Source organism: Faecalicatena contorta (genome assembly GCF_001404335.1).
Classification (GTDB): Bacteria; Bacillota; Clostridia; order Lachnospirales; family Lachnospiraceae; genus Faecalicatena; species Faecalicatena contortus_B.
Window position 1 is genome coordinate 51,644 of the sequence record NZ_CYZU01000011.1, and the last position, 20,058, is coordinate 71,701.

General features: G+C 49.2%; 13 protein-coding genes. 1 reads left to right on the top strand and 12 read right to left on the bottom strand.

Annotated elements, in window-relative coordinates; genetic code table 11:
- Positions 1 to 122 precede the first annotated feature (122 nt).
- Complete coding sequence (locus tag ARB69_RS07710) at positions 123 to 3,134, bottom strand: EAL domain-containing protein (RefSeq protein WP_055152446.1); 3,012 nt, start codon at positions 3,132 to 3,134, stop codon at positions 123 to 125.
- 237 nt (positions 3,135 to 3,371) lie between these two features.
- Here ARB69_RS07710 and ARB69_RS07715 point away from each other — a divergent pair, with 237 nt between their 5' ends.
- On the top strand, positions 3,372 to 3,680 hold the full coding sequence (locus ARB69_RS07715) for a hypothetical protein (protein ID WP_055152448.1): 309 nt from the start codon (positions 3,372 to 3,374) through the stop codon (positions 3,678 to 3,680).
- Positions 3,681 to 3,729: 49 nt separating this feature from the next.
- Here the strand turns inward: ARB69_RS07715 and ARB69_RS07720 are convergent, their stop codons facing one another.
- The 11 genes from ARB69_RS07720 to ssnA all read right to left on the bottom strand — a co-directional run bounded on the left by ARB69_RS07720 (position 3,730) and on the right by ssnA (position 19,777).
- Complete coding sequence (locus ARB69_RS07720) at positions 3,730 to 4,410, bottom strand: YczE/YyaS/YitT family protein (RefSeq protein WP_173020127.1); 681 nt, start codon at positions 4,408 to 4,410, stop codon at positions 3,730 to 3,732.
- A 762-nt stretch (positions 4,411 to 5,172) separates the two neighbouring features.
- Complete coding sequence (locus tag ARB69_RS07725; protein WP_050641320.1) at positions 5,173 to 5,883, bottom strand: DUF975 family protein; 711 nt, start codon at positions 5,881 to 5,883, stop codon at positions 5,173 to 5,175.
- A gap of 555 nt (positions 5,884 to 6,438) precedes the next feature.
- Entirely contained in the window at positions 6,439 to 6,789 is a 351-nt protein-coding gene (locus tag ARB69_RS07735) for a winged helix-turn-helix domain-containing protein (protein WP_050641322.1), read from the bottom strand.
- Between the two features lie 51 nt (positions 6,790 to 6,840).
- Entirely contained in the window at positions 6,841 to 7,515 is a 675-nt protein-coding gene (gene modB / locus ARB69_RS07740) for a molybdate ABC transporter permease subunit (protein ID WP_050641323.1), read from the bottom strand.
- A gap of 29 nt (positions 7,516 to 7,544) precedes the next feature.
- Positions 7,545 to 8,399: a molybdate ABC transporter substrate-binding protein gene (gene modA / locus ARB69_RS07745; protein ID WP_050641324.1), complete on the bottom strand. Its 855-nt coding sequence runs from the start codon at positions 8,397 to 8,399 to the stop codon at positions 7,545 to 7,547.
- A gap of 665 nt (positions 8,400 to 9,064) precedes the next feature.
- The gene (gene xdh / locus ARB69_RS07755; RefSeq protein ID WP_055152454.1) at positions 9,065 to 11,620 is read right to left on the bottom strand and encodes a selenium-dependent xanthine dehydrogenase; all 2,556 of its coding nucleotides are present in this window, start codon (positions 11,618 to 11,620) and stop codon (positions 9,065 to 9,067) included.
- Between the two features lie 63 nt (positions 11,621 to 11,683).
- Positions 11,684 to 13,042, bottom strand: a complete 1,359-nt coding sequence (gene yqeB / locus ARB69_RS07760; protein WP_055152456.1) for a selenium-dependent molybdenum cofactor biosynthesis protein YqeB — start codon at positions 13,040 to 13,042, stop codon at positions 11,684 to 11,686.
- Positions 13,039 to 13,860 carry a selenium cofactor biosynthesis protein YqeC gene (gene yqeC, locus ARB69_RS07765; RefSeq protein WP_055152458.1) on the bottom strand — a complete coding sequence of 274 codons (822 nt, stop codon included), beginning with the start codon at positions 13,858 to 13,860 and terminating at the stop codon, positions 13,039 to 13,041. The genes yqeB and yqeC overlap by 4 nt, the downstream gene beginning before the upstream one ends.
- Before the next feature lie 13 nt (positions 13,861 to 13,873).
- A complete protein-coding gene (gene hydA, locus ARB69_RS07770; RefSeq protein ID WP_055152461.1) occupies positions 13,874 to 15,259 on the bottom strand; it encodes a dihydropyrimidinase in 1,386 nt (461 codons plus the stop codon).
- A gap of 88 nt (positions 15,260 to 15,347) precedes the next feature.
- Positions 15,348 to 18,341 carry a putative selenate reductase subunit YgfK gene (gene ygfK, locus ARB69_RS07775; protein WP_055152463.1) on the bottom strand — a complete coding sequence of 998 codons (2,994 nt, stop codon included), beginning with the start codon at positions 18,339 to 18,341 and terminating at the stop codon, positions 15,348 to 15,350.
- 104 nt (positions 18,342 to 18,445) lie between these two features.
- Complete coding sequence (gene ssnA / locus ARB69_RS07780) at positions 18,446 to 19,777, bottom strand: putative aminohydrolase SsnA (RefSeq protein ID WP_055152465.1); 1,332 nt, start codon at positions 19,775 to 19,777, stop codon at positions 18,446 to 18,448.
- Between the last annotated feature and the right edge of the window lie 281 nt (positions 19,778 to 20,058).

A 20,058-nucleotide genomic window follows, 5' to 3' on the forward strand; every position in this document is an offset into this window, starting at 1 on the left:
CATTCAAAAATGTATCACAATTTTTCCACAAGTAAAAGGTATACTATAATTGTTCAAAAGAAAAGAACACTTTTTCATAAACTTTTTCCCCCTTGAGTCACAGTTACTGTGACTCTTTCCTTTTATTCCGAAGTCTTTTCCGGATCTGCCAGCTCCGGACGAACCTCCTTCATACCGGAATCGTATTGAGCGAATGTACTTTTTCCATTCATTTTTGCTGTGAACAGTGCAGTATCCGCTTTCCTGTACAGCTCGTCAAATGTATTTCCCTGCCGTGGAATCATCGCATACCCAGCCGATATCGAAAATTTGATCGCCTTTTTTCCTGTATGGTAAGTAACCTCCATATCGGAAAGGATCTGCCTCAGTTTCTCATTCACTGCTTCTTCCCTGATATTCCTGCATAGAACAAGGAATTCATCTCCGCCCATACGGCATACAATATCATTCTCCCTGAAATAACTGTTCAGCTTCTCCGCATTCTTACGGATCATGGAATCACCGTACGCATGCCCAAATACATCATTTGCCGTCTTAAAATTATCCATGTCAAACATAATCACTGCCGACTCCTCATCCGGATATTCTTTCATATAATCCTCAATTTTCTTCTTGGCAGTGCAGCGGTTATACAGGCCTGTCATAGCATCCGTCTCGGCCATCCTGGCCAGCTGAAGCTCCTGCTTCTTCTGCGCGTCGATATCTGTCACAAATATATAGGCATAGACCTCACCGTTTTCCTCAGACCGGGTATAGTGCATGAGCATCCGCATCCAGCTCGGAGCCCCCTTGTACATCCGCTGATAATCCATGCTTTCCATAACCTTGCCGTTTTGATATGCCTGATACATTCTTTCTTTATCCGTAAATGTCCGGAACAGATCCTGATAACGAGGCAGAATCAGTTCGCTGCACATGTAATCCGATGCACCTTCTAACAGCATAATCTGACTGCATCCGGTCTCACCCACCCAGCTGTCAATACTTCCGCCGCACACGCTATCCCTTGTGAGGCAGACTTTAAAATCATACAGCGCCTGACTGCGGAATATCTCCAGTGTTTTCATATTCTCCGTGATGATCTGCTCCCGCCGTCTCTGTTCCGTAACGTCTGAAACGGCTCCATAATAGATTCTGCCGTCCTCCTGTGCCTTCAGGAAAAAGGCGTGCAGCCGTATCCAGATGACAGAACCATCGGCCAGGATATGACGGATCTGTCCGCTGCCGCCGTTCAGCCTGTTTTTATCCGCCCGTTGAAAGATGTCCAGAAGTTCTTTCCGGTCCGCCTCATATATTCCGCTCTGGAACTGCATACGCTGCGCTTCCAGATCAATCGGACTGCTTCCCGTAACTTTATAATAGTGTTCATTTACCTGCAGCAATTCTACATGGTCACCGGACACTTTATAAATCCCGATCCCGCCCAGTATATTATGGATCATTGTCTCACTGAATATGTCCGCATTCAGAAGATCCTTAATACTGAGACTTTTTACATCCCTTGCCTTTATCCCTCTGTAATCAAAGTTTTCCGGCGTCTCCAGCAGTCTTTCATAACTCTCAATGGCAAGCGGCTGAAAAAAATAATACCCCTGTCCGTACAGGCACCCCATTTCCAGGAGCACCTTAACCTGTTCTTCGGTTTCCACCCCCTCTGCTATAATACGCAGTCCCATGAGCGTAGCCATCCGGATAATGGCTTCGAGTATTCCCAGCCCCTTATCCGCGCTCTTTTCATCCATATCCAAAAATTTCATATCAATTTTCAGGATATCCACATTAATATCTTTCAGCATATTCAGTGAAGAATAGCCGCTTCCGAAGTCATCCATCAGAACCGTAAATCCTGCGCCGCGCAGCTGCTCCGCCACACCTGTAATCTTCTGGTACTCCTCCGCATAAGCACTCTCGGTAATCTCGATCTCCAGAAGATTTGCCGGAAGGCAGTACTCCTCTGCCATACTTTTCAGGCACTCTACCACGTCCAGCGTGTAAATATCCACCCTGGATACATTGATTGAAATCGGAAGAAGCGTCTTCCCTTCATTCAGCCATTTTCTAAGATATCTGCAGACCTCTTTCCAGATATAAAGATCCAGTTTGGCAATAAATCCGCTTTGCTCCAAAAGCGGTATAAACGCTCCCGGCGTGACCAGCCCCCGTTCCGGATGCTGCCATCTTACCAGGGACTCCACTCCCACAATGCGCCCGGTACTCATATTGCATTTTGGCTGCAGATAGAATGTGAATTCGCCATTCTCCAGCCCTCTCTGCACCTCCGAAAGCATCAAATGTTTCTCTTCCATTCTCTGTATCATAACCGCATCATACCGGCACATCCGGTTTGCATAATTTCCCTTTACCATAGACATCGCAATAGCAGCCCTGTCATATATCATGCTGGCGGGCACGGATCTGTCCGTAATCTCATACACACCAAAGGCCGGCAGAAATCCGGCATTCCCTCTGTACTGTCTGACAAACCTCAGAATGCGGTTCTGCAGACAGTCCAGATGTCCCTCACCACAGGGAATCAGAAGACCAAAATCATCCTCACCCAAATAACCGGCAAGCCCGCCGTATTCATTCCTGATCTCCCTCAGACACTTTGCGAAATTTACCAGAAATTCATCCCCCGCTTTTTTCCCATACCATTCGTTAAACAGCTTAAAATGTTCAATATCCACGGCCACGAGGCAATACCTTTCCTCCCCCGCGTCCCGCAGAAAGGCCTCCATTGCCTGAAAGAATTTCCCTTTTTTATAGAGACCGGTGAGAGAATTGATGCCTTCTGCGCAAGCCCCGCCTTCTTTTGCCTCCGGCAGTTTATGTTCCGGAATATTTCTGGAAATAATAATGCTGCATGCTCCTTTCCCGGGCCATTCGATCTTCCCTGTACTCTGTTCCACCCAGCACTTTAATTTTTCATTATACATATCCATCGTAGAAGCATTCCCCTCTGCAAGCGGGCATTTCCGGCACGGAGAGCTTTCCCCGCAGAGCACCTCGTAACAAATATCCCCGTTATGTATTTCCGGGAACACTTCCTGCAGCACATCATTAAAATGAACTATGTGATATGTTTCATCGATTACATAGACTAAACTGTCGGCACTGCTCATCATATCATTCATATCTGCCCTCCTGAGACTGAATTAATCACACCTTATTCTGCTGCTTTGCTGCAGACCCGCCCGCAGGGCATGTGTTACGGGATGCCCTTCGATTATTCTATTATATTACTTTTTTAATATCACCGTTAATTTTTTCCACGTTTTAACTTAAATTGCCCTATTCTCCTGAAATATGCTATAATCTTCTGCAGAACGGATTCCCGTTACTAATAGTATTCAGAAAGGTATGTGACGTTTATGATCGATAAAAAACTAATCCCCGTAGGGGGACTAAAAAGGGAGCCCTTTTCCGGATCACATGGCGGAATGCGTTATATATTCAGGGTAGATGACAGCAAAGAGACATTCACGGCCACTATTTACCCGGAACCATGGTCTTTTGAAAAAACCCCCGAAGAAAAGAAAGAGCATGAATCCTTTCCCATGTCAGACGAGGGCATGGACTCAGCCATAGAATGGCTGTACAGTATGTATGAGCAGAAGAAAGAACTTTGGCAGGAATCCTCCAAAAATGCCATGCACATTGTCCATAAAGGAACCGTCTGATGGCCATGCCCCGTCTGACGATCCATGAAAGGTTTAAACCCCCAGGGGCTTACCGCCCCTTTTCGATCCCTGCCACCAGTTTTTTCGTTTTCGGAAGCCAGAATTGAACCAGCGGTCCCGTTAGGCAAACAGCCACAATTGTACCGATACCAACTGTTCCTCCAAGGAAAAATCCAAGCACAACAAAGAATAAGTCGCATCCGACTCTGACCCATCTGAACTCTATTTTTTCCAATTTATCCGATAATATGATGGCAACCAGATCATTCGGCCCGGTGCCCGCATTACTGTTGATTACAATCGACATTCCTGCAGACAGAATCACACATCCTGCCAGCATACTGACGATCCTAAGTATCAAGGAAGCACTTCCGTTAATATATCCCTGAAACATCCACGTAAACAAATCAATAATAGGGCCGCCGCAGAATGCACACACTACGGTTCCCGGTTTTATGTACCCCTTTGTGGTCAACAGCATAATAACCATCAAGATGCAAAGTATAATCACGTGTACCGTCCCCACAGTCAAATGCACCGTCCTCGCAAGCCCCTGAATGAAGACCGTAAATGTATCTGTTCCCAGCTCAGACAACAGAAAAAGAGTGACCCCCAAATGCGCCACGATCAATCCCCCCAACAGGACTGCCAGCGCCCTCACCCAATCTTTTGCGCTCCGTTTTGAAGTATCAGACGCAAACTTTTCTTTTTTCATTTCATTCTTCTCCATAACCAATCCCCCAGAATCTTCTTTCAAGATAAATATAAAATTATTATATCCTGACAGCCGTTAATATTCAATTGAAAATATAACTGCAGGGCCCTAGTACATCATAAAATACACGATCCGATATGCCCTCTCTTCTATTATATAGTTTATGAATATCTTATATTTAATTAATAAAATTTTCCAAATGTTGTCACAATGCATTCACAATTACCTGATATTCTATAAACATGAAAAACAGAAGACAATGGCTGCACTTGCAGCACTGCATCTGCGGCCATTGGACTTCGCCTAATAAAACAATTCAAAACAACAGATAGATTTTCCCTTTTCTCAGAGCTGCTGCACATACAAACTGCAACAGCTCTTTCCTTTTACCATTCCGTTTTCAACCGTAAAGTGTTCCCCTTTTACCCTTCCAACCACATGCTCACTTCCGCCAGGATGCGCCCAGCCTGCCTGTGACGGTTTATGCTGCACCGGAGGGGATCTCTGTGGGTGCTTTGGGATGCCTCTAAGTGTGCCGTGTTTTCGTTAGGATAAAATTGAAAAATCTGATGGACAGACTTTGCCTTACCAGGCAAAGTCTGAGGCGACTAAGGCCTCAAATCATCAGATTTGAGGCTGCATGTCGCTGGTTCCATCAGATTTTTCAATTTTATCCTTACGAAAACTAGGCTAAACGGCCGGTATCCCAAAGCACCCACAGAGATCCCCTCCGGTACAGCATAAACCGTCACAGGCAGGCGTCCCCCTCCCATCTCCCTACCGAATATACCCATTCTGGTAAGCCAATGTTCTGTTTACGCTATATAATTCCGCCATTGTTCCCTGATAATAAGGCTCTACATAGAATATTCCAACTATTCCAAATGTTATATATTCAAGTATCCTCCATCCCAGGAAGGATAAATCAAGAACGAATACTTCCCATTTCTGTCCCATCATCATCTTCTTACTGATCAGAAATGCTTCCTCTCTTCCCATTCCGGGATTCTCGGCCAGAATATACGGCACCATGAGGTATTCGTAATGCTTGATGATTCCCGGCACGACAAACAGCAAAGTCCATAAAAAGGTAAACAAATCCCGCAGGAACATGACCAGGACTATGTTGCCATAATGACCGGTTTTGAAACCGTATCCAAGATATCCGACTGTCGGCATCTCTGTCTGGTTCAGTACAAAATAACGGCAGCCGCCGACGATAAGTACATTACCGACAAAAATGGCCAGCAGAAGTAAACCTATGCCCAGTATTGCAGCGATTCCTGCAAGCGCAGCCCAAAGCAGGGAATACTCTGAAAAATAACCCCACCCACTATAATTTCCACGGAATCCCCTGGAACCATGAGAACTTGTGGCGCTGAAAACCGCTGCTACAACGGACATCACCAGTGCAACAACAACCGAAGCCCAGTAATTTCTCAGGAATGCCTCCCGTCCTCTCATCTTTAAATCATATCTCGTCCACATAATCTCAACCTCCTGTATAATCAGCTTTTTCACAAGCCTTGTTTATTATACTCCAATTGACTGTGGAAATCTACCGAAACGATGATTATTAAGCCAAAATTAAGTATTGGAGAGGGGACGCGAATACCAAGGCGAGTCCGGCGGCTGGCGGGGCAATGTCTGTTGGTGAAAAGTCCGGACACTTCGCTAAGAAGCTGTAGAAGAAAACGGAACGGAAAGGGAGGTACGTGCCGCATTTGGCCCGAATGCCGATGCATTCGCGCCGCAGGCGGCACCAGAATTTTCCTGGTAAGGAAAATTCTGCCCTCCCTTTCCGCTCCGTTTTCTTCAACAGCTTCTAACGCTTGCTTTATGGACTTTTCACCAACAGACATTGCCCCGCCAGCCGCCGGACTCGCCTTGGCATTCGCTGGTGCATCCAATTGGTAGTTAAGGGCTTAGTAACCGGGTGGGCATCGACGTGCTGAGACGGATGGGGACTGGAGTACGGATGTAATTATTAGATCGCTTTATTTTGATATGTCAAAAGGGATTCTTTATTTTTTGTACTGTCAGTCATTGTGTTTCAACTGTATACTCTGGAAAGTATTCTTTAAATGCCTGCTGAGTTTTTTGGTTTACCATCTTTTCCATATTTCTGTACCGCGTGACTAAAGAGTCCCCTTTTTCCGTCAATTCGCATTTTCCTCCCATACTGCCGCCGTGCCGGCGCAGTAAAAGCTCGTATCCCAGTTCTTTTTCCGCCCGGTTCACGATCTTCCAGCCTTTGCTGTAGGACATTCCCATGGCGGCGCATGCTTCTTTCATGGAACCGGTCTGCCTGAGGTATTCCAGTAAAGTTATCAGCCCCGGACCAAATACCAGATCTTCATTGTAGACTTTCAGTTTTATAACCGGATGAAACATAGCGGCACCTTCTCTCTTTTCCTTTTTCTTTTATTCTTCCGGAGGCAGCGCTTATCTCCGGCCATATTTTCCAAACACGTAGGTTACATAATTCATTCCTGTTACTACAAAGAACGAGATTACAACCAGAATCAGCACATACTGATATGCCCCATGCATGTCCCCTGCCGCCACGTTGGAGTAGACCGCAAGGGGAAGGGTGCGCGTTTTTCCTGCGATGTTGCCCGCAATCATGGCAGTGGCCCCGAACTCTCCCAGCCCTCTTGCGAAGGCCAGAATTCCCCCGGATAAGATGCCCGAGAGGGCGTTTGGGATCAGAATCCTCCAAAAAATACTCCACTCGGACATTCCCAGCGTCCTTCCCGCATATAGCAGATTAAAGTCTACTTGTTCAAAAGCCCCGCGCGCAGAGCGGTACATCAATGGAAATGATATGACCACTGCCGCGAGGACAGTTGCCCACCAGGAAAATGCAATTTTTACTCCGAAAAAATCCAGGAGCAGTTTACCGACCGGACGCTTAATCCCGAAAATATACAACAGGAAAAAGCCGGCCACAGTGGGGGGGAGCACAAGCGGCAGGGTCAGGATTCCGTCACAAACCATTTTGATCTTTTCATGCTTCATGTTTACAACCCAGTATGCGACTGCTATCCCTGCAAAAAAGGTAATCACAATCGCCGTCATTGCTGTCTTCATCGATATCAGTATCGGTGATAAATCCATCCTGAGCCCTCCGCTTTCATTTTCTTATACTATTTATTCTGTATAAATCCATATTTTTCAAATACTGCAATTGCTTTGTCACTCTGCAGGAAATCCACGAATTTCTCCGCTGCTTCTTTCTGTGCTGAAGCAGAGACAACACCTACCGGATAGATTGCCTTTTCTGCAAGGCTGCCTTCCGGCGCCTCTGCTACCACTTTCACTTTATCCGTTGTTGCTGCATCGGTAGCATAAACAATCCCTGCCTCCGCACTTCCCTCTGCAACCCAGTTCAACACTTCTGTTACATTCGTACCAAGACTCGCTTTTGCTGACACTTCGTCCCAGATACCAAGAGATGTCAGCGCTTCCTGTGAGTACTGCCCTACCGGAACACTTGCCGGGTCGCCAATAGCAATTGATCCGGCTTTCGTAATATCCGTAAATTCCTGCAGATCCAGGACAGAATCTGCAGAGGCAATGAGCACAATTTTATTCTCAAGAAGCTTCACTACGGAATCCTTATCCACCAGATCTTCGTCAACCAATGCATTCATCTGCTTCATAGCTGCCGACATAAATACATCAGCCTCAATCCCTTCCTCGATCTGCGTCTGCAATTTCCCCGAACTATCGTATGTCCCCTCTACGGTAATATTTGGATTCTCCTCCTCAAACATCGGAATCAGTTCGTCCTCATAAGAATACTCCAGACTTGCTGCCGCTGCAACAAGTAATTTTGCAGGTTCTTCCGCCCCCTCATCCTCGGCATCCTGTACCTCTGTTTTTGCACCGTCTTTCGCGTCAGCCCTTTTCTCATCCTCGTTAGAAGAACACCCAAAAACCAAAACCCCCATCATCACTGCCATAAGAAACACACTTCCTGCTCTTTTAAACTTTTTCATATTCTTTCTCCTTTTTTCTATTAAACCTCATATCATCAAATATAAAGTCCACTGTACATATTATACAGCAAGTTATTTATAAAAACAACTTGCTTCTCCGGTAAGTTTTGGGGTAAATTTCCGGGTAAGTTTTCAGTTAAGTTTAAAACTGTTTTTATACAGCTCATTTTAAACCGTTCAGCACACTGTTTTAATCCTTTTTTTCATTCCCCCTGTCTTCTAACACCTCCCAAAGCCATAAAATTCCCGCCAGTCCAATCCCATACGACGCCCCCGTATTAGGTCCCACCTTAGTAACGAGTCTTGTCCTGCCGGCCGGATGCGCCAGCTCCATGAAGAGATAGCCGAAAATCTCCCGGAGAACATCCATGTCCTTTCAAAAACGCGGCCGCGAACCTTAGAAATTCTTGGTGGGAAACAGCCCTGAAAATGGAGAGATTTTTGGATTCCGAATCCAAAAATCAGCTGACCCATCGCGAGAAATCATCTATTTCTCGTGATGTGTCAGTAGTGCTCCATTTTCAGGGCTGTTTCCCGCCTAGAATTTCTTAGGTCCGCGGCCGCATTTTTGAAAGGACATGGATGTTCTCCGGGAGGTTTTCGGCTATCCCTTCATAGAGCGTCCCCATCCGCGCCGAGACTATAGCTCGTCACTAACTCCCGATTTACTTCTTTTTGGTATATGGAGTTCCCTCCAGCGGCAATACAGTCTGAAACTCTCCATTCCATTTATAATAAGCCCCTGCAACAGCCGGAGCCGTTGGTATGGATGTGATCTCTCCAATTCCAATAGCCCCATACCCCACGTCCACGCCTGGTTTTTCCACAATAAGGGATACCAATTCCGGCACCTTATCCGCCTTAAACAGCCCCAGCGTACCAAATCTGGATACCGGATACCCTTCCTTGATCTCATATCTTTCCGTCAGTGCGTATCCCATTCCCATCACAACGCCGCCTTCTATCTGGCCTTCCACGCTGACCGGGTTCACGGCTTTGCCCACATCGTGGGCCGCCACCATTTTCTTGACCGTTCCATCCTCATTCAGGACACATACCTGAGTAGCATAACCATAGGCCACATGAGACACCGGATTTGGCACATCGCTGCCCATCCTGTCGGTCTTGGCGAGATACTCACCGTAATACTCTTTTCCTTCCAGAGCCGCCAGTGTCTGCCCTGCCAGCTCTTCTCTCAGATCTTCCGACGCCCGCTTCGCGGCCTCCCCGGTAATCAGTGTCTGCCGTGAACCGGAGGTAGTTCCGGAATCGGGGGAATCCGCGGTATTGGGCGGACAGTACTTGATACAGTTAACCGGCAGGCCGGTCGTCTCGGATACCACCTGTGTCAGAACCGTTCCAAGCCCCTGCCCGATGCAGGACGCACCCGCATGGATCTGTATTTTTCCGTCCTTTACCAGCAGGCGGCAGCGGCCCCAGTCGGGCAGTCCCACGCCTACGCCCGCATTTTTCATGGCACAGGCAATCCCTGCATAGGGTTCGCTCTCATAGATGTCTTTTACGGCTTCCAATGTTTCCGCAACACCCGTGGAATCATCGGCAATCTGTCCATTCGGCAGCACCTGTCCCGGACGGATGGCATTACGGTAACGGATCTCCCAGGGAGAAATGCCGGCCATCTCTGCCAGCAGGTCCAGATTCCGCTCGGATCCAAAGCAGGTCTGGGTTACTCCGAAGCCTCTGTATGCACCGGCAGGCGGATTATTCGTGTACACCGCCTTTCCGTCTATATCGATTACCTGGAAATTATACGGCCCCGCAGCATGTGTACAGGCACGCTGCAGCACAGGCCCGCCCAGGGATGCGTAGGCCCCTGTGTCCGATACGACTACCGCCTTCATCGCGGTCAGTATGCCGTTCTCGTCACAGGCTGTTGTGATATCCATCCACATTGGATGACGTTTTGGATGGATGACAATGCTTTCCTGCCTGGATAGCTTTACTTTTACGATCCGTTTGGTCAGGTACGCCAGAAGCGCTGCGTGATGCTGGACGCTGACATCCTCTTTTCCGCCAAATCCGCCGCCGACCAGTTTGTTTTCCACAATCACCTTCTCCGGAGGGAGTCCCAGCATGATACAGCATTCGTGCCGGGTATCGTATGTACCCTGATCTGTGGAATAAATAAATACCCCGTCGTCAAAAGGCATGGCGACCGCGCACTCCGGCTCCAGAAATGCATGCTCGGTCCATGGTGTTTCGTAATGCTTTGTTACTTTATATTTCGAATTGGCAATGACCTCGTCGGCATTTCCCCGGACCAGATGCTCATGTGCCAGAATATTTCCGGATGCATGGACAAGCGGCGCATCCTCTTTCATGGCGTCAAAGGGGCTGAGCACCGGTTCCAGCACTTCGTAATCCACCTTCACAAGGCTCTTAGCCCGTTCAAGTATCTCCGGTGTTTCCGCCGCCACAAGACAGATCGCATCCCCGAGGTAATGCGTGGTTTTCCCGACCGGAATCATGGTATCCCAGTCCTGCTTCAGGTGGCCCACCTTTACCTGCCCCGGAATGTCCTCTGCGGTATAGACTCCGATCACGCCTTCCAGCGCCTGAGCCTCCTCCGCGTGGATCGCCAGTACTTTTGCCCTGGGATATTCGGAACGCACTGCGCTGCCGTAGATCATGCCGTCGAGATAGATATCGTCCGGATATTCTCCGGTTCCCAACACCTTTTCTCTGGCATCAATCCTCTGGATTGCATCACCTACCAGTGCGATGCCGCTGTTGTCCGCCACAGGGAGATTTTCCCGGAATATTCTGGCGCTGAGAAGGATTCCGTCGATAATCTTCTTATACCCTGTGCACCGGCAGATGTTATTGCGGATCGCCGCTATCACTTCCAGGCGGGTCGGATCCGGGTTGACATCAATCAGGCCCTTTGCGCTCATGACCATGCCGGGAATACAGAAGCCGCACTGAACGGCGCCGGCCGTGGCAAAAGCATAAGCATACACTTCTTTTTCTCTTTCGCTTAATCCCTCAACTGTTACAATGGATTTGCCCTCCATCTTAGAAATCATGGGAATGCACGCACGTGTTGTCTTTCCGTCTACCAGAACCGTGCAGGTGCCGCATGCGCCCTGGCTGCACCCGTCTTTCACGGATGTCAGACGGAGGTCGTCACGCAGAAACCGCATCAGCTTTTTGTCCTGCTCTGCCTGATAATCTTTCCCATTTACATGTACTGTGAACATATAATACCCTCCTTTTCCCGGTAACAGTTCAGGCAAGCCTGAACTGTTACGTTTCCCGGAACTTTATTCTGAAAGATCTGACCGGAAGTCAATATCTTTTAATTCTTCTTCCTGTGCTTCCACATATCTTACTTTGTCCTGCAGACCGGACATAATCTGCCGCCCTCCGTTGTCTCCGGAAAGCTGCCTGAGATCGCGGAAGAACTTTTTGTCCCAGAGAACCGGATTGCCCGGCCGGTCCTTATGGCAGGCGCTGATAATCTTTCCCCTGTGGAGCCCTGCTGCATTGAGTATCCGCTGGATCGTGGCCGCATGCAAAGCGGGCTGATCACACACGGAAAAAAGAATGCCCTGAATATCAGGAAACTGCTCTGTACAGGCTTCCACTCCCAGCCTGACGGAACGGGAAATCCCCCGTTCAGGCTCATCGTTTCTCACAACCCGTATCCCCTTTCGCCTTGCTTTTTTTTCAATCTCTTCATATCCCGTCACAATATATGTGGGAAAGGCTCCGAACGCGCTGATTTTGTCCAGCATGTATTCAAACATCTGTCTGCCGGAGATCTGTGCCAGGAGCTTGTTTTCCCCAAACCGTGTGCTTTTTCCTGCCGCAAGCAAGACAAGGGCATATTTCCCCTTCATGTGTTCATGCCGGGTTACCGCTTCCAGTACGCCTCCGCCCACGGCCCTTGCTTTGTCAGAAATGGTGAAGCAGTGGGACTTTTCGCAGCGCGCATCAATATCCCCTATTTTCATTCCTTCACTTACACGGACACCGGACTGAAGCATTCCCCGGATCACACCGCTCATCCGGGCATATACTTCTTTTCCACCGGTAACGGCAACCGCCTGGCCTTTTTCTACGATATCCCCGATGGCTGCCAACGGCTGCATCTCCCCCTCTGCTGCGGCGCGGATCAGGCGTTCTGTCGTATAACCTCCCACATCCCCCGGAATTCCGGTGTTTGGAAGCGCACTGCCAGAATAAAAGATATTCCCCAGTGTGTGCCCTCTTTTTGTCTCCACAACACAATTGCAGTCAATTCCCGCAGTAAATCCCGGGCCCACCCCAATCACAAAGGGGGCGTCTGTTATTCTTGTCCCGGTATTTCTTTTCGCCAGTATTGCATCCACAATGACATCCGGCTGAAGTCCAGCGGCTATTTTAGCGTTTGCGTCCACAATCACCGCGATATTCCCGTCCGCCAGAACCTGTTCTGCTTCCTTTTCCGAATATACAAGAACGCCTTTCATATCCTCTACGACGGCCGTCCCCTCATAGACAGCTCTGGAAAGCGCCGCCATTCTGCGCACCGTCAGAGGAACTGCGATCTCTGTCATAACAATCTGGTGCCCGCTGTGATAGAGGCGCGAAGCGATTCCTGTTGCCAGATCCCCCGCGCCTTTAATTAGTATTTTCATCTCTGTATCTGTCTTCCTCCTGCTGTTACTGTGATCTGTGCGAATCCCCTTTTTTCTGCCAACCTGCAGATTTCCAGGGCCTGTGCCTCTTCCTTCGCGCCGTCGGCTTTGTTCAAAACCAGATGGTAAGACATTTGGGGCATTACATGCTTTTTTCCGGCCCGGCTGTCCAGCGCCAGATCTACAATATCTTCCTGCGTGACCGGATCCGTTTTTTGTTTATGAAGCAGTCCGGCAGCAATTTCAGGCCGGAAACAGACTTCTTCCATGGGCTTTCCAAGGCTGTCCAGTCCGCAGACATTGATCACATGTGTCGTCTCGGGGAGCAGCACCGGCTCATGGGAAGCCGGCGCTTTGACCGGGAACCTCTTCGCACCGTCTGCCTCGATCAGCAGCGGGTATCCCTTTTTCAAAACCTGCTGCAGAAACCCGCGGGGCGGAGCCTGCATTTTCCCATCACCGGCGGGCAGGCCCAGCCATACCATGCCTTCGTCAGCCAGGATTCTTTCCATCTTCTCTGCCGAGGGTTCCAAAAGAAACCACGGGTAATCCCAGGCCATCATGTGGGTAGTCGTTGTCACGACAACTCTGGTTCCCCTTCGCAGATACTCGCCTGCCATCCGTGTAATCAGTGTTGTCTTGCCTCCCGCTCCTGTGAATGAGAGAACGGGAGCCGTTGAATTTTCTATATTTAATGCCTCCAGAAGAGAGGGGAACTGTACCAGTTTTCCCTCCCGGTATACCCAAAGGGCATCCCTTAACCCATGCCCTTCGGGCGGATCCGCAGTAAACTGCGGATTAAGGTATGCTTTTATCATGTGCCGCCCTTCTTTAATTGTCAGCTTCCTTCGTGACTCCATGCTTTATATACTGCCCTGCATTTTCTATTTTAATTTCCCCGTTTTCCGCTATCAGCCGGCCCCGCAGAAATACCTTTTCTGCCCTGCCTTTAATCTTGGTGCCTTCCATTGGGCAATAGTCGATGTTGGTCTGCTGTGACTCTTTTGACAGAATCCACTCGGTATCGGGATTCCATACTACGATATCTGCATCGCTTCCCGGAGAAAGCGTTCCTTTCTGTGGATACATGTGGTATAACTTTGCTGGATTCTCGGACAGATATTTGCACATCTGTTCTATAGTGATGCGTCCCTCGTTTACGCCAAACTGGTAAATCAGGCCAGGACGCTCTTCTGCGCCTGGCATTCCGCACGGTGTCAGAGAGAAGTCTTCGATCCCCGCGCTTTTTTGTTCCAGATTAAAGCTGCAGTGGTCTGTACAGATTGTCTGGATCCTGCCCTCCGTAAGCGCCTTCCACAGCACCTCCTGATTCTTCTTTCTGCGCAGCGGCGGCGCGATCATGTATTTCCTGCCTTCCCCATCCGGCAGGGAGTACTTGCTGTCATCCATAAGGAGGTACTGGGGACAGGTTTCCACATAGACCGTCTGCCCTTCGTCCCTGGCCCGCTGGATTTCCCGGTAGCCTTCTGCCGAACTCAAATGCACCACAATGACGGGTGTATCCACACACTTCGCTATCTTAAGCAGGCGGTTGATGGCCTCCGCTTCTGCTGCCGGCGGCCTCGTTCCCGGATAATCAGAGACATCCCTGCGGTTTCCTTTTTTTTGCAGAACTTCCTCCAGCCTTGCATCTATGATTCCCTTATTTTCACAATGTACTCCTGCGATTCCGCCGAGTTCTTTCAAACGGGACAGGATTTCATACATGGTCTTGTCATCCACGACCATATTGTCGTATGTCATATACAGTTTGAAAGAAGAGATTCCTTCCGCCACAACCTGCTCCAGTTCACGGCCGACGTTCTCATTCCAGTCGGATAGCGCCAGATGGAACGCATAGTCGCATGAGGAGTGTCCGTCTGCTTTTTGGTGCCAGTTATCCAGCGCCCGGGCAAGTGTCTCTCCTTTGTTCTGTGTGGCAAAATCTATGATGCAGGTGGTTCCTCCCGCAATCTCCGCCTTGGTTCCCGTGTCAAATTTGTCTGCAGTTATGGTGTTGCTGACTTCCAGAGCCATATGGGTATGTGCATCAATAAATCCCGGGAAAAGGTACTTGCCCCGGACGTCTTCTATCTCGGCGTCCCTGAATTCCAGATTTTCACCGACTGCCAGAATCTTTTCGCCTTTTACCAGGATGTCCAGCTTCTTTTGTCCTTCGCCGCTGACGATGATTCCGCCTTTAAACAAACGTTTCATAACCATTCCTTCTTTCTGTCTTTCTGTGCATGGGCGCTTATTGGATACTATTCACGGGGCCGTGCCCCGCCTTTTATGCTGTGCTCTTTTATCCCAGGAGGTAGGGGTAATCTTGAACGACTGTTTCAATCAGCTGCTGCAGTCCCGCGGGCAGCTTTGTCTCTTCACCCTTTGTCCAGGTAAAAGTATCTCCAAGGTATCTCACCCTGCATACTCCCTTTTCCCTGTCCACTACCGTAAATCCCTGGTTTCTGCTGTCTTCCATATCTTTTTCTCCGGCAAAGAGCGTGAACTTATCCAGATAAGGGGCGCTCTCATATGGACAGAAGCTCTTGCAGTTGCCGCACTCATTGCACATATAGTCTATATGGATAATCTGATGTTTTGCCATGCCCGGCACCCGGATGGCGATGTTTGCACGGTTTGGACATACTTCCACACAGTTTTCACAGATACTGGAGCATCCCAGGCAGCGCTCTGTCTCTGCCTTCCCGTTCTCCATATCCCGCAGGATGCCGCGGCGGCTGTAGACCTTAGCCTCGTCCGCCTGCCTGTCGAAATCTTTCGCCAGGCTCCGTCCAATCACTGCTTCTGCCGCCTTCCGGCCATCTCTTATGCCCTCTACTACCGTTGCCGGACCGCCCAGGCCGTCTCCGATTACATAGACACCTTCCAGGTTTGTCTCGCAGGTTTCCGCGTTAACCATTGCTTTCCCGCGCTCATTTACATGGATACCATTCGCCTCGTACAGCTCAGTCGGAATCTTTTCACCCACGGCGGCAATCACGGTGTCTGCCAAAACTTCCCGGATCTCTTCGGTTTCAATCACACTTCTTCTGCCGGAATCATCGAAATCGCCAAGTTGCATTACTCTGCAGACCAGTCTGCCATTTTCCAGTTTGACAGGGGAAAGCAGTTCCTGAAATTCCACACCGTCCTCAATTGCCAGCAGCAGTTCCTCCTCATCCGCCGGCATATAGCGTTTGGTTCTTCTGTAGACCAGAGAAACCGTCTCGACGCCTTTGGTCCGTTTTGCGGCTCTGGCCGTGTCCATTGCGGTGTTTCCCCCGCCGATGACAACGACATGTTTCCCGATGTCCAGGCTGCCTTCTGTTTCTTTAAACGCCCCGAGGAACTCCAGCGCATTCATCGTCTCGCCGGCCTCCAGTTTCAGCATACCCGGTTTGTATGCGCCCACTGCAAATATGACCGCACCATACCCCTGTTCTTTTAACTGCTGCACGCTTTCTACTTTTGTATTGTATTGAATATCAACGCCTGCTGCCTTAAGAATTTCTGCGTCTTTGTCAATGGAGCTTCCCGGGATCCTGAATTCCGGGATCACGTGGCGCACCACTCCGCCCAGGGAGCCGGTCTGCTCAAAGAGGGTAACTTCCATGCCGCCGCGTCTCAGAAAATATGCCGCTGCCATACCGGCAGGGCCGCCTCCGATGACGGCAGCTTTCCCTTTCTCTGTCAGGGGCTTTGGCGACACATCTGCCAGCCACGCCTCATAGCCATTTTCTGCAGCCTCCAGCTTCATAGCGCGGATATGTACCGGTTCTTCGTAGAAATTTCTGGTACATTTGCTCATGCAGTTATGTGCACAGATCGTTCCGGTAATAAACGGCAGTGGGTTCTTCTCTGTAATGACCTCCATTGCCTCCTCATATTTTCCGGCATTCACAAGCTGCAGGTATGTGGTGATATCCTGGTGGATCGGGCAGCCTTCTTTACATGGCGCCACGAAACAGTCCAAAAGCGGTACCTCCTTGTTCATCTTGCGGGATGGTAGCGGTTTGACCGCCTTCACATGATGGGGACTCACGATTGCGGCTTCTGCCAGTGCTTTTGATCCTTCGATGCTTACGCCTTCAAATACAGCGCCCTCTGTCTCCAGGATACGGGCGATCTGGCACATTCTCTGGTATCCGCCCGGCTTCAGCAGTGTAGTGGCAACGGTGACCGGCCAGATACCTGCGTCCACGATGCCCTTTATATTGTAGAAATCGGCTCCGCCGGAAAATGAGATCCTGAGTTTACCGCCGAACTCTTTTGCCAGCTTTGCGGCCAGAGAGATGGAGAGCGGATACAGGGATTTTCCGGACATATACATTTCTTCGCTGGGAAGCTCGTTCTGTTTGACATCTACAGGGAACGTGTTGGTGATCTTCACGCCGAATTCCAGGTTACGCTCCTCACACACTTTCATCAGCCTGGTGAGCATCGGAACGGCATCCACGTACTGCAGGTCATCCCTGAAGTGGAAGTCCCCGAATGCCACATAATCGTATCCCATCTCATCCATGGTCTTTCTGGCAAATTCGTATCCTAATAAGGTAGGATTACATTTGATAAAGGTGTGGAAGCCCTTTTCCGTAACCAGGTACATTGCAATCTTTTCAATCTCCTGCGGAGGACATCCGTGCAGTGTGGAGATTGTGACGGAGTTGCAGATCTCTGATGAGATACTCTCAATATCTTCCTCTGTTACTTTTTGGAATCTGTCCGCATGCTCCAGGAGATATGCTTTGCAATCCCTGAAGATTTCAGAATCTCCGGCATCCTTCATGGTGTTCAGAAAACGGTCTATCTTTGGAGACTGAATCCCCTCCAGGTCATACCCCACGCTGATGTTAAACTGGAATCCGTCCATGCTGCCAAGCTCAAACTCCTTTGCCATCACCTTGAGCAGGAACCACGCCTTAATGTATTCCTCCATTGCCTGCGGCACGTAGAGTTCCGTAGACCACTCACAGTTATAACATTCATCGTCAGCCTTGATGCACGGCTTACTCACGCATGCCGCCAATTCGGCGCCGTCCATCACCTGCACGGTCTTCAGTTCAAAGAAACGGCTTCCGGTATAATAAGCGGCCGCAATATTCTGTGCCAGCTGCGTGTGCGGGCCGGCTGCCGGGCCGACCGGAGTCTCCAGCGGGCGTCCGAAAATTGTCCTGTTATATCTGGAATCGGCCTGATAAGGTGCATGCTCTCCGAACACAGTGCCTGACTTCTCACGCTCCGTCATCATCCAATCTACTAAATGCCCGAAAGACATCGGGGTCATAATATCACTCATTTGCGTAAACCTCCTAAATAATCTGAATATTCTGAAAACGGTAGTGCAAGGGGGTCAGACCCCTCTGCAGAGGGGTCTGACCCCCTTGCAACACTTTTCCGCTTTTACTTGTTAATCCGTCCCCAAAGTTCTGCCGCAGCCTGTCTGCAGTCCGCCATCACCTTTGCTTCGTCGATATGCTGCAATTCTCTGTCCTTCATCAGGATTTTCCCGTTAGCCACCGTAGTTACTACATTCCGCCCGTTCATACCAAACAGGATATGCCCGTTGCAGTTCTCTGCTCCGAAGGGGGTCAGCGGATCGTAATCTACGATGATGACATCCCCTGCCGCGCCCTCTTCCAGAACGCCGAGTTTCTGGTCAAAGTATCTGCCTGCAATCTGAGCGTTGCCGTCAAAGAGCATCTGCGGTACCTCGCCCCATGCCGCCGTCGCATCGCACAGGTGGTGTTTGTGCAAAACATTGGCTACTTTATAAGACTCCGTCATGTCGTGGGTATATCCGTCCGTCCCCAGACCGGTCAGGATGCCTCTGTGCACCAGTTCCATCGTCGGCGGGCAGCCGCAGGCGTTGCCCATGTTGGATTCAGGATTATGTACAACCATGGTATTAGTGTCTTTAATCAGCTCCATCTCGTGTCCGTTAATGTATATACAGTGGCCCAGCAAGGTCTTCTCCCCCAGAATATTCCAGTCCATCAGCCTGTCAACGATACGCTTCCCATAGTGTTTCAGGCAGTGGTGCAGATCCTCAATCCCTTCGGCCACATGGATATGGTAACCCACACCGTCCGGCTTATTTGCTGCTGCCAGTTCCATGGTTTCATCTGATATGGTAAACTGTGCGTGCATCCCCATCATTCCGGCTATCATCCCGCTTCCGTCCTGCCGGGCATAGCGGATAAATTCTGCATTTTCCATCACAGATTCCCTTGCCTTCTCCCTGCCGTCCCGGTCGGATATCTCATAGCACAGACAGGAACGCACCCCTGTTTCCTTAGCTGCTTTTTCTATATGGAATAAGGACTCCCGGATTGATCCAAAACTGGCATGGTGGTCAAATATGGTCGTCACTCCGTTCTTAATACAATCAATATACGTAGCCATAGCGCTCAGATATGTGTCCTGCAGTGTGAGATTCCTGTCTATGGTCCACCACATGCCGTTCAGAATATCCAAAAATCCCTTCGGGTCATATCCCTTTACAGAAAGCCCTCTTGCAAAGGCACTGTAAATATGTTCGTGCGCATTAATAAATGCCGGCATAATTACTTTTCCTCCGGCATCAATAAATTCCGCCTCCGGATATGCCGCTCTGACTTCACCTAAGGATCCCACCTTTTGGATGGTGCTTCCCTCGATCGCCACAGCGCCGTTTTCCAGATACGGATTCTTCTCGTCACGCGTGATTACCCTGCCGTTTCCTAAAATAAGCATACTATTCGTCTCCTTTTCTTAATGAAATGTCCTAAAGGTTTCCGGTGCATGTCACCGCGTATACAAATTCTACAAGGGGGTTGGTTTCCTTGCACGTCGCACTATATTTTGTATATCCTTTTGTAAAAACAGGCCTTTCTTTTTCGCACAGATTTTTAAGGACTGCTTTTGTTGTATATAGAATACCATTTATATAAGATAATTGCAATACAGAATCTCAAAAAAATTTAGGTAACCTAAAAAATTTTTAGAAAAAGTATTGATTTAATTTTTTTTTATGC

Bases quoted from the DNA above. Each gene is read 5' to 3' on its own strand.
- ARB69_RS07710 (WP_055152446.1), bottom strand. From the start codon at position 3,134: ATGAATGATATGATGAGCAGTGCCGACAGTTTAGTCTATGTAATCGAT.
- ARB69_RS07715 (WP_055152448.1), top strand. From the start codon at position 3,372: ATGATCGATAAAAAACTAATCCCCGTAGGGGGACTAAAAAGGGAGCCC.
- ARB69_RS07720 (WP_173020127.1), bottom strand. From the start codon at position 4,410: ATGGAGAAGAATGAAATGAAAAAAGAAAAGTTTGCGTCTGATACTTCA.
- ARB69_RS07725 (WP_050641320.1), bottom strand. From the start codon at position 5,883: ATGTGGACGAGATATGATTTAAAGATGAGAGGACGGGAGGCATTCCTG.
- ARB69_RS07735 (WP_050641322.1), bottom strand. From the start codon at position 6,789: ATGTTTCATCCGGTTATAAAACTGAAAGTCTACAATGAAGATCTGGTA.
- modB (WP_050641323.1), bottom strand. From the start codon at position 7,515: ATGGATTTATCACCGATACTGATATCGATGAAGACAGCAATGACGGCG.
- modA (WP_050641324.1), bottom strand. From the start codon at position 8,399: ATGAAAAAGTTTAAAAGAGCAGGAAGTGTGTTTCTTATGGCAGTGATG.
- xdh (WP_055152454.1), bottom strand. From the start codon at position 11,620: ATGTTCACAGTACATGTAAATGGGAAAGATTATCAGGCAGAGCAGGAC.
- yqeB (WP_055152456.1), bottom strand. From the start codon at position 13,042: ATGAAAATACTAATTAAAGGCGCGGGGGATCTGGCAACAGGAATCGCT.
- yqeC (WP_055152458.1), bottom strand. From the start codon at position 13,860: ATGATAAAAGCATACCTTAATCCGCAGTTTACTGCGGATCCGCCCGAA.
- hydA (WP_055152461.1), bottom strand. From the start codon at position 15,259: ATGAAACGTTTGTTTAAAGGCGGAATCATCGTCAGCGGCGAAGGACAA.
- ygfK (WP_055152463.1), bottom strand. From the start codon at position 18,341: ATGAGTGATATTATGACCCCGATGTCTTTCGGGCATTTAGTAGATTGG.
- ssnA (WP_055152465.1), bottom strand. From the start codon at position 19,777: ATGCTTATTTTAGGAAACGGCAGGGTAATCACGCGTGACGAGAAGAAT.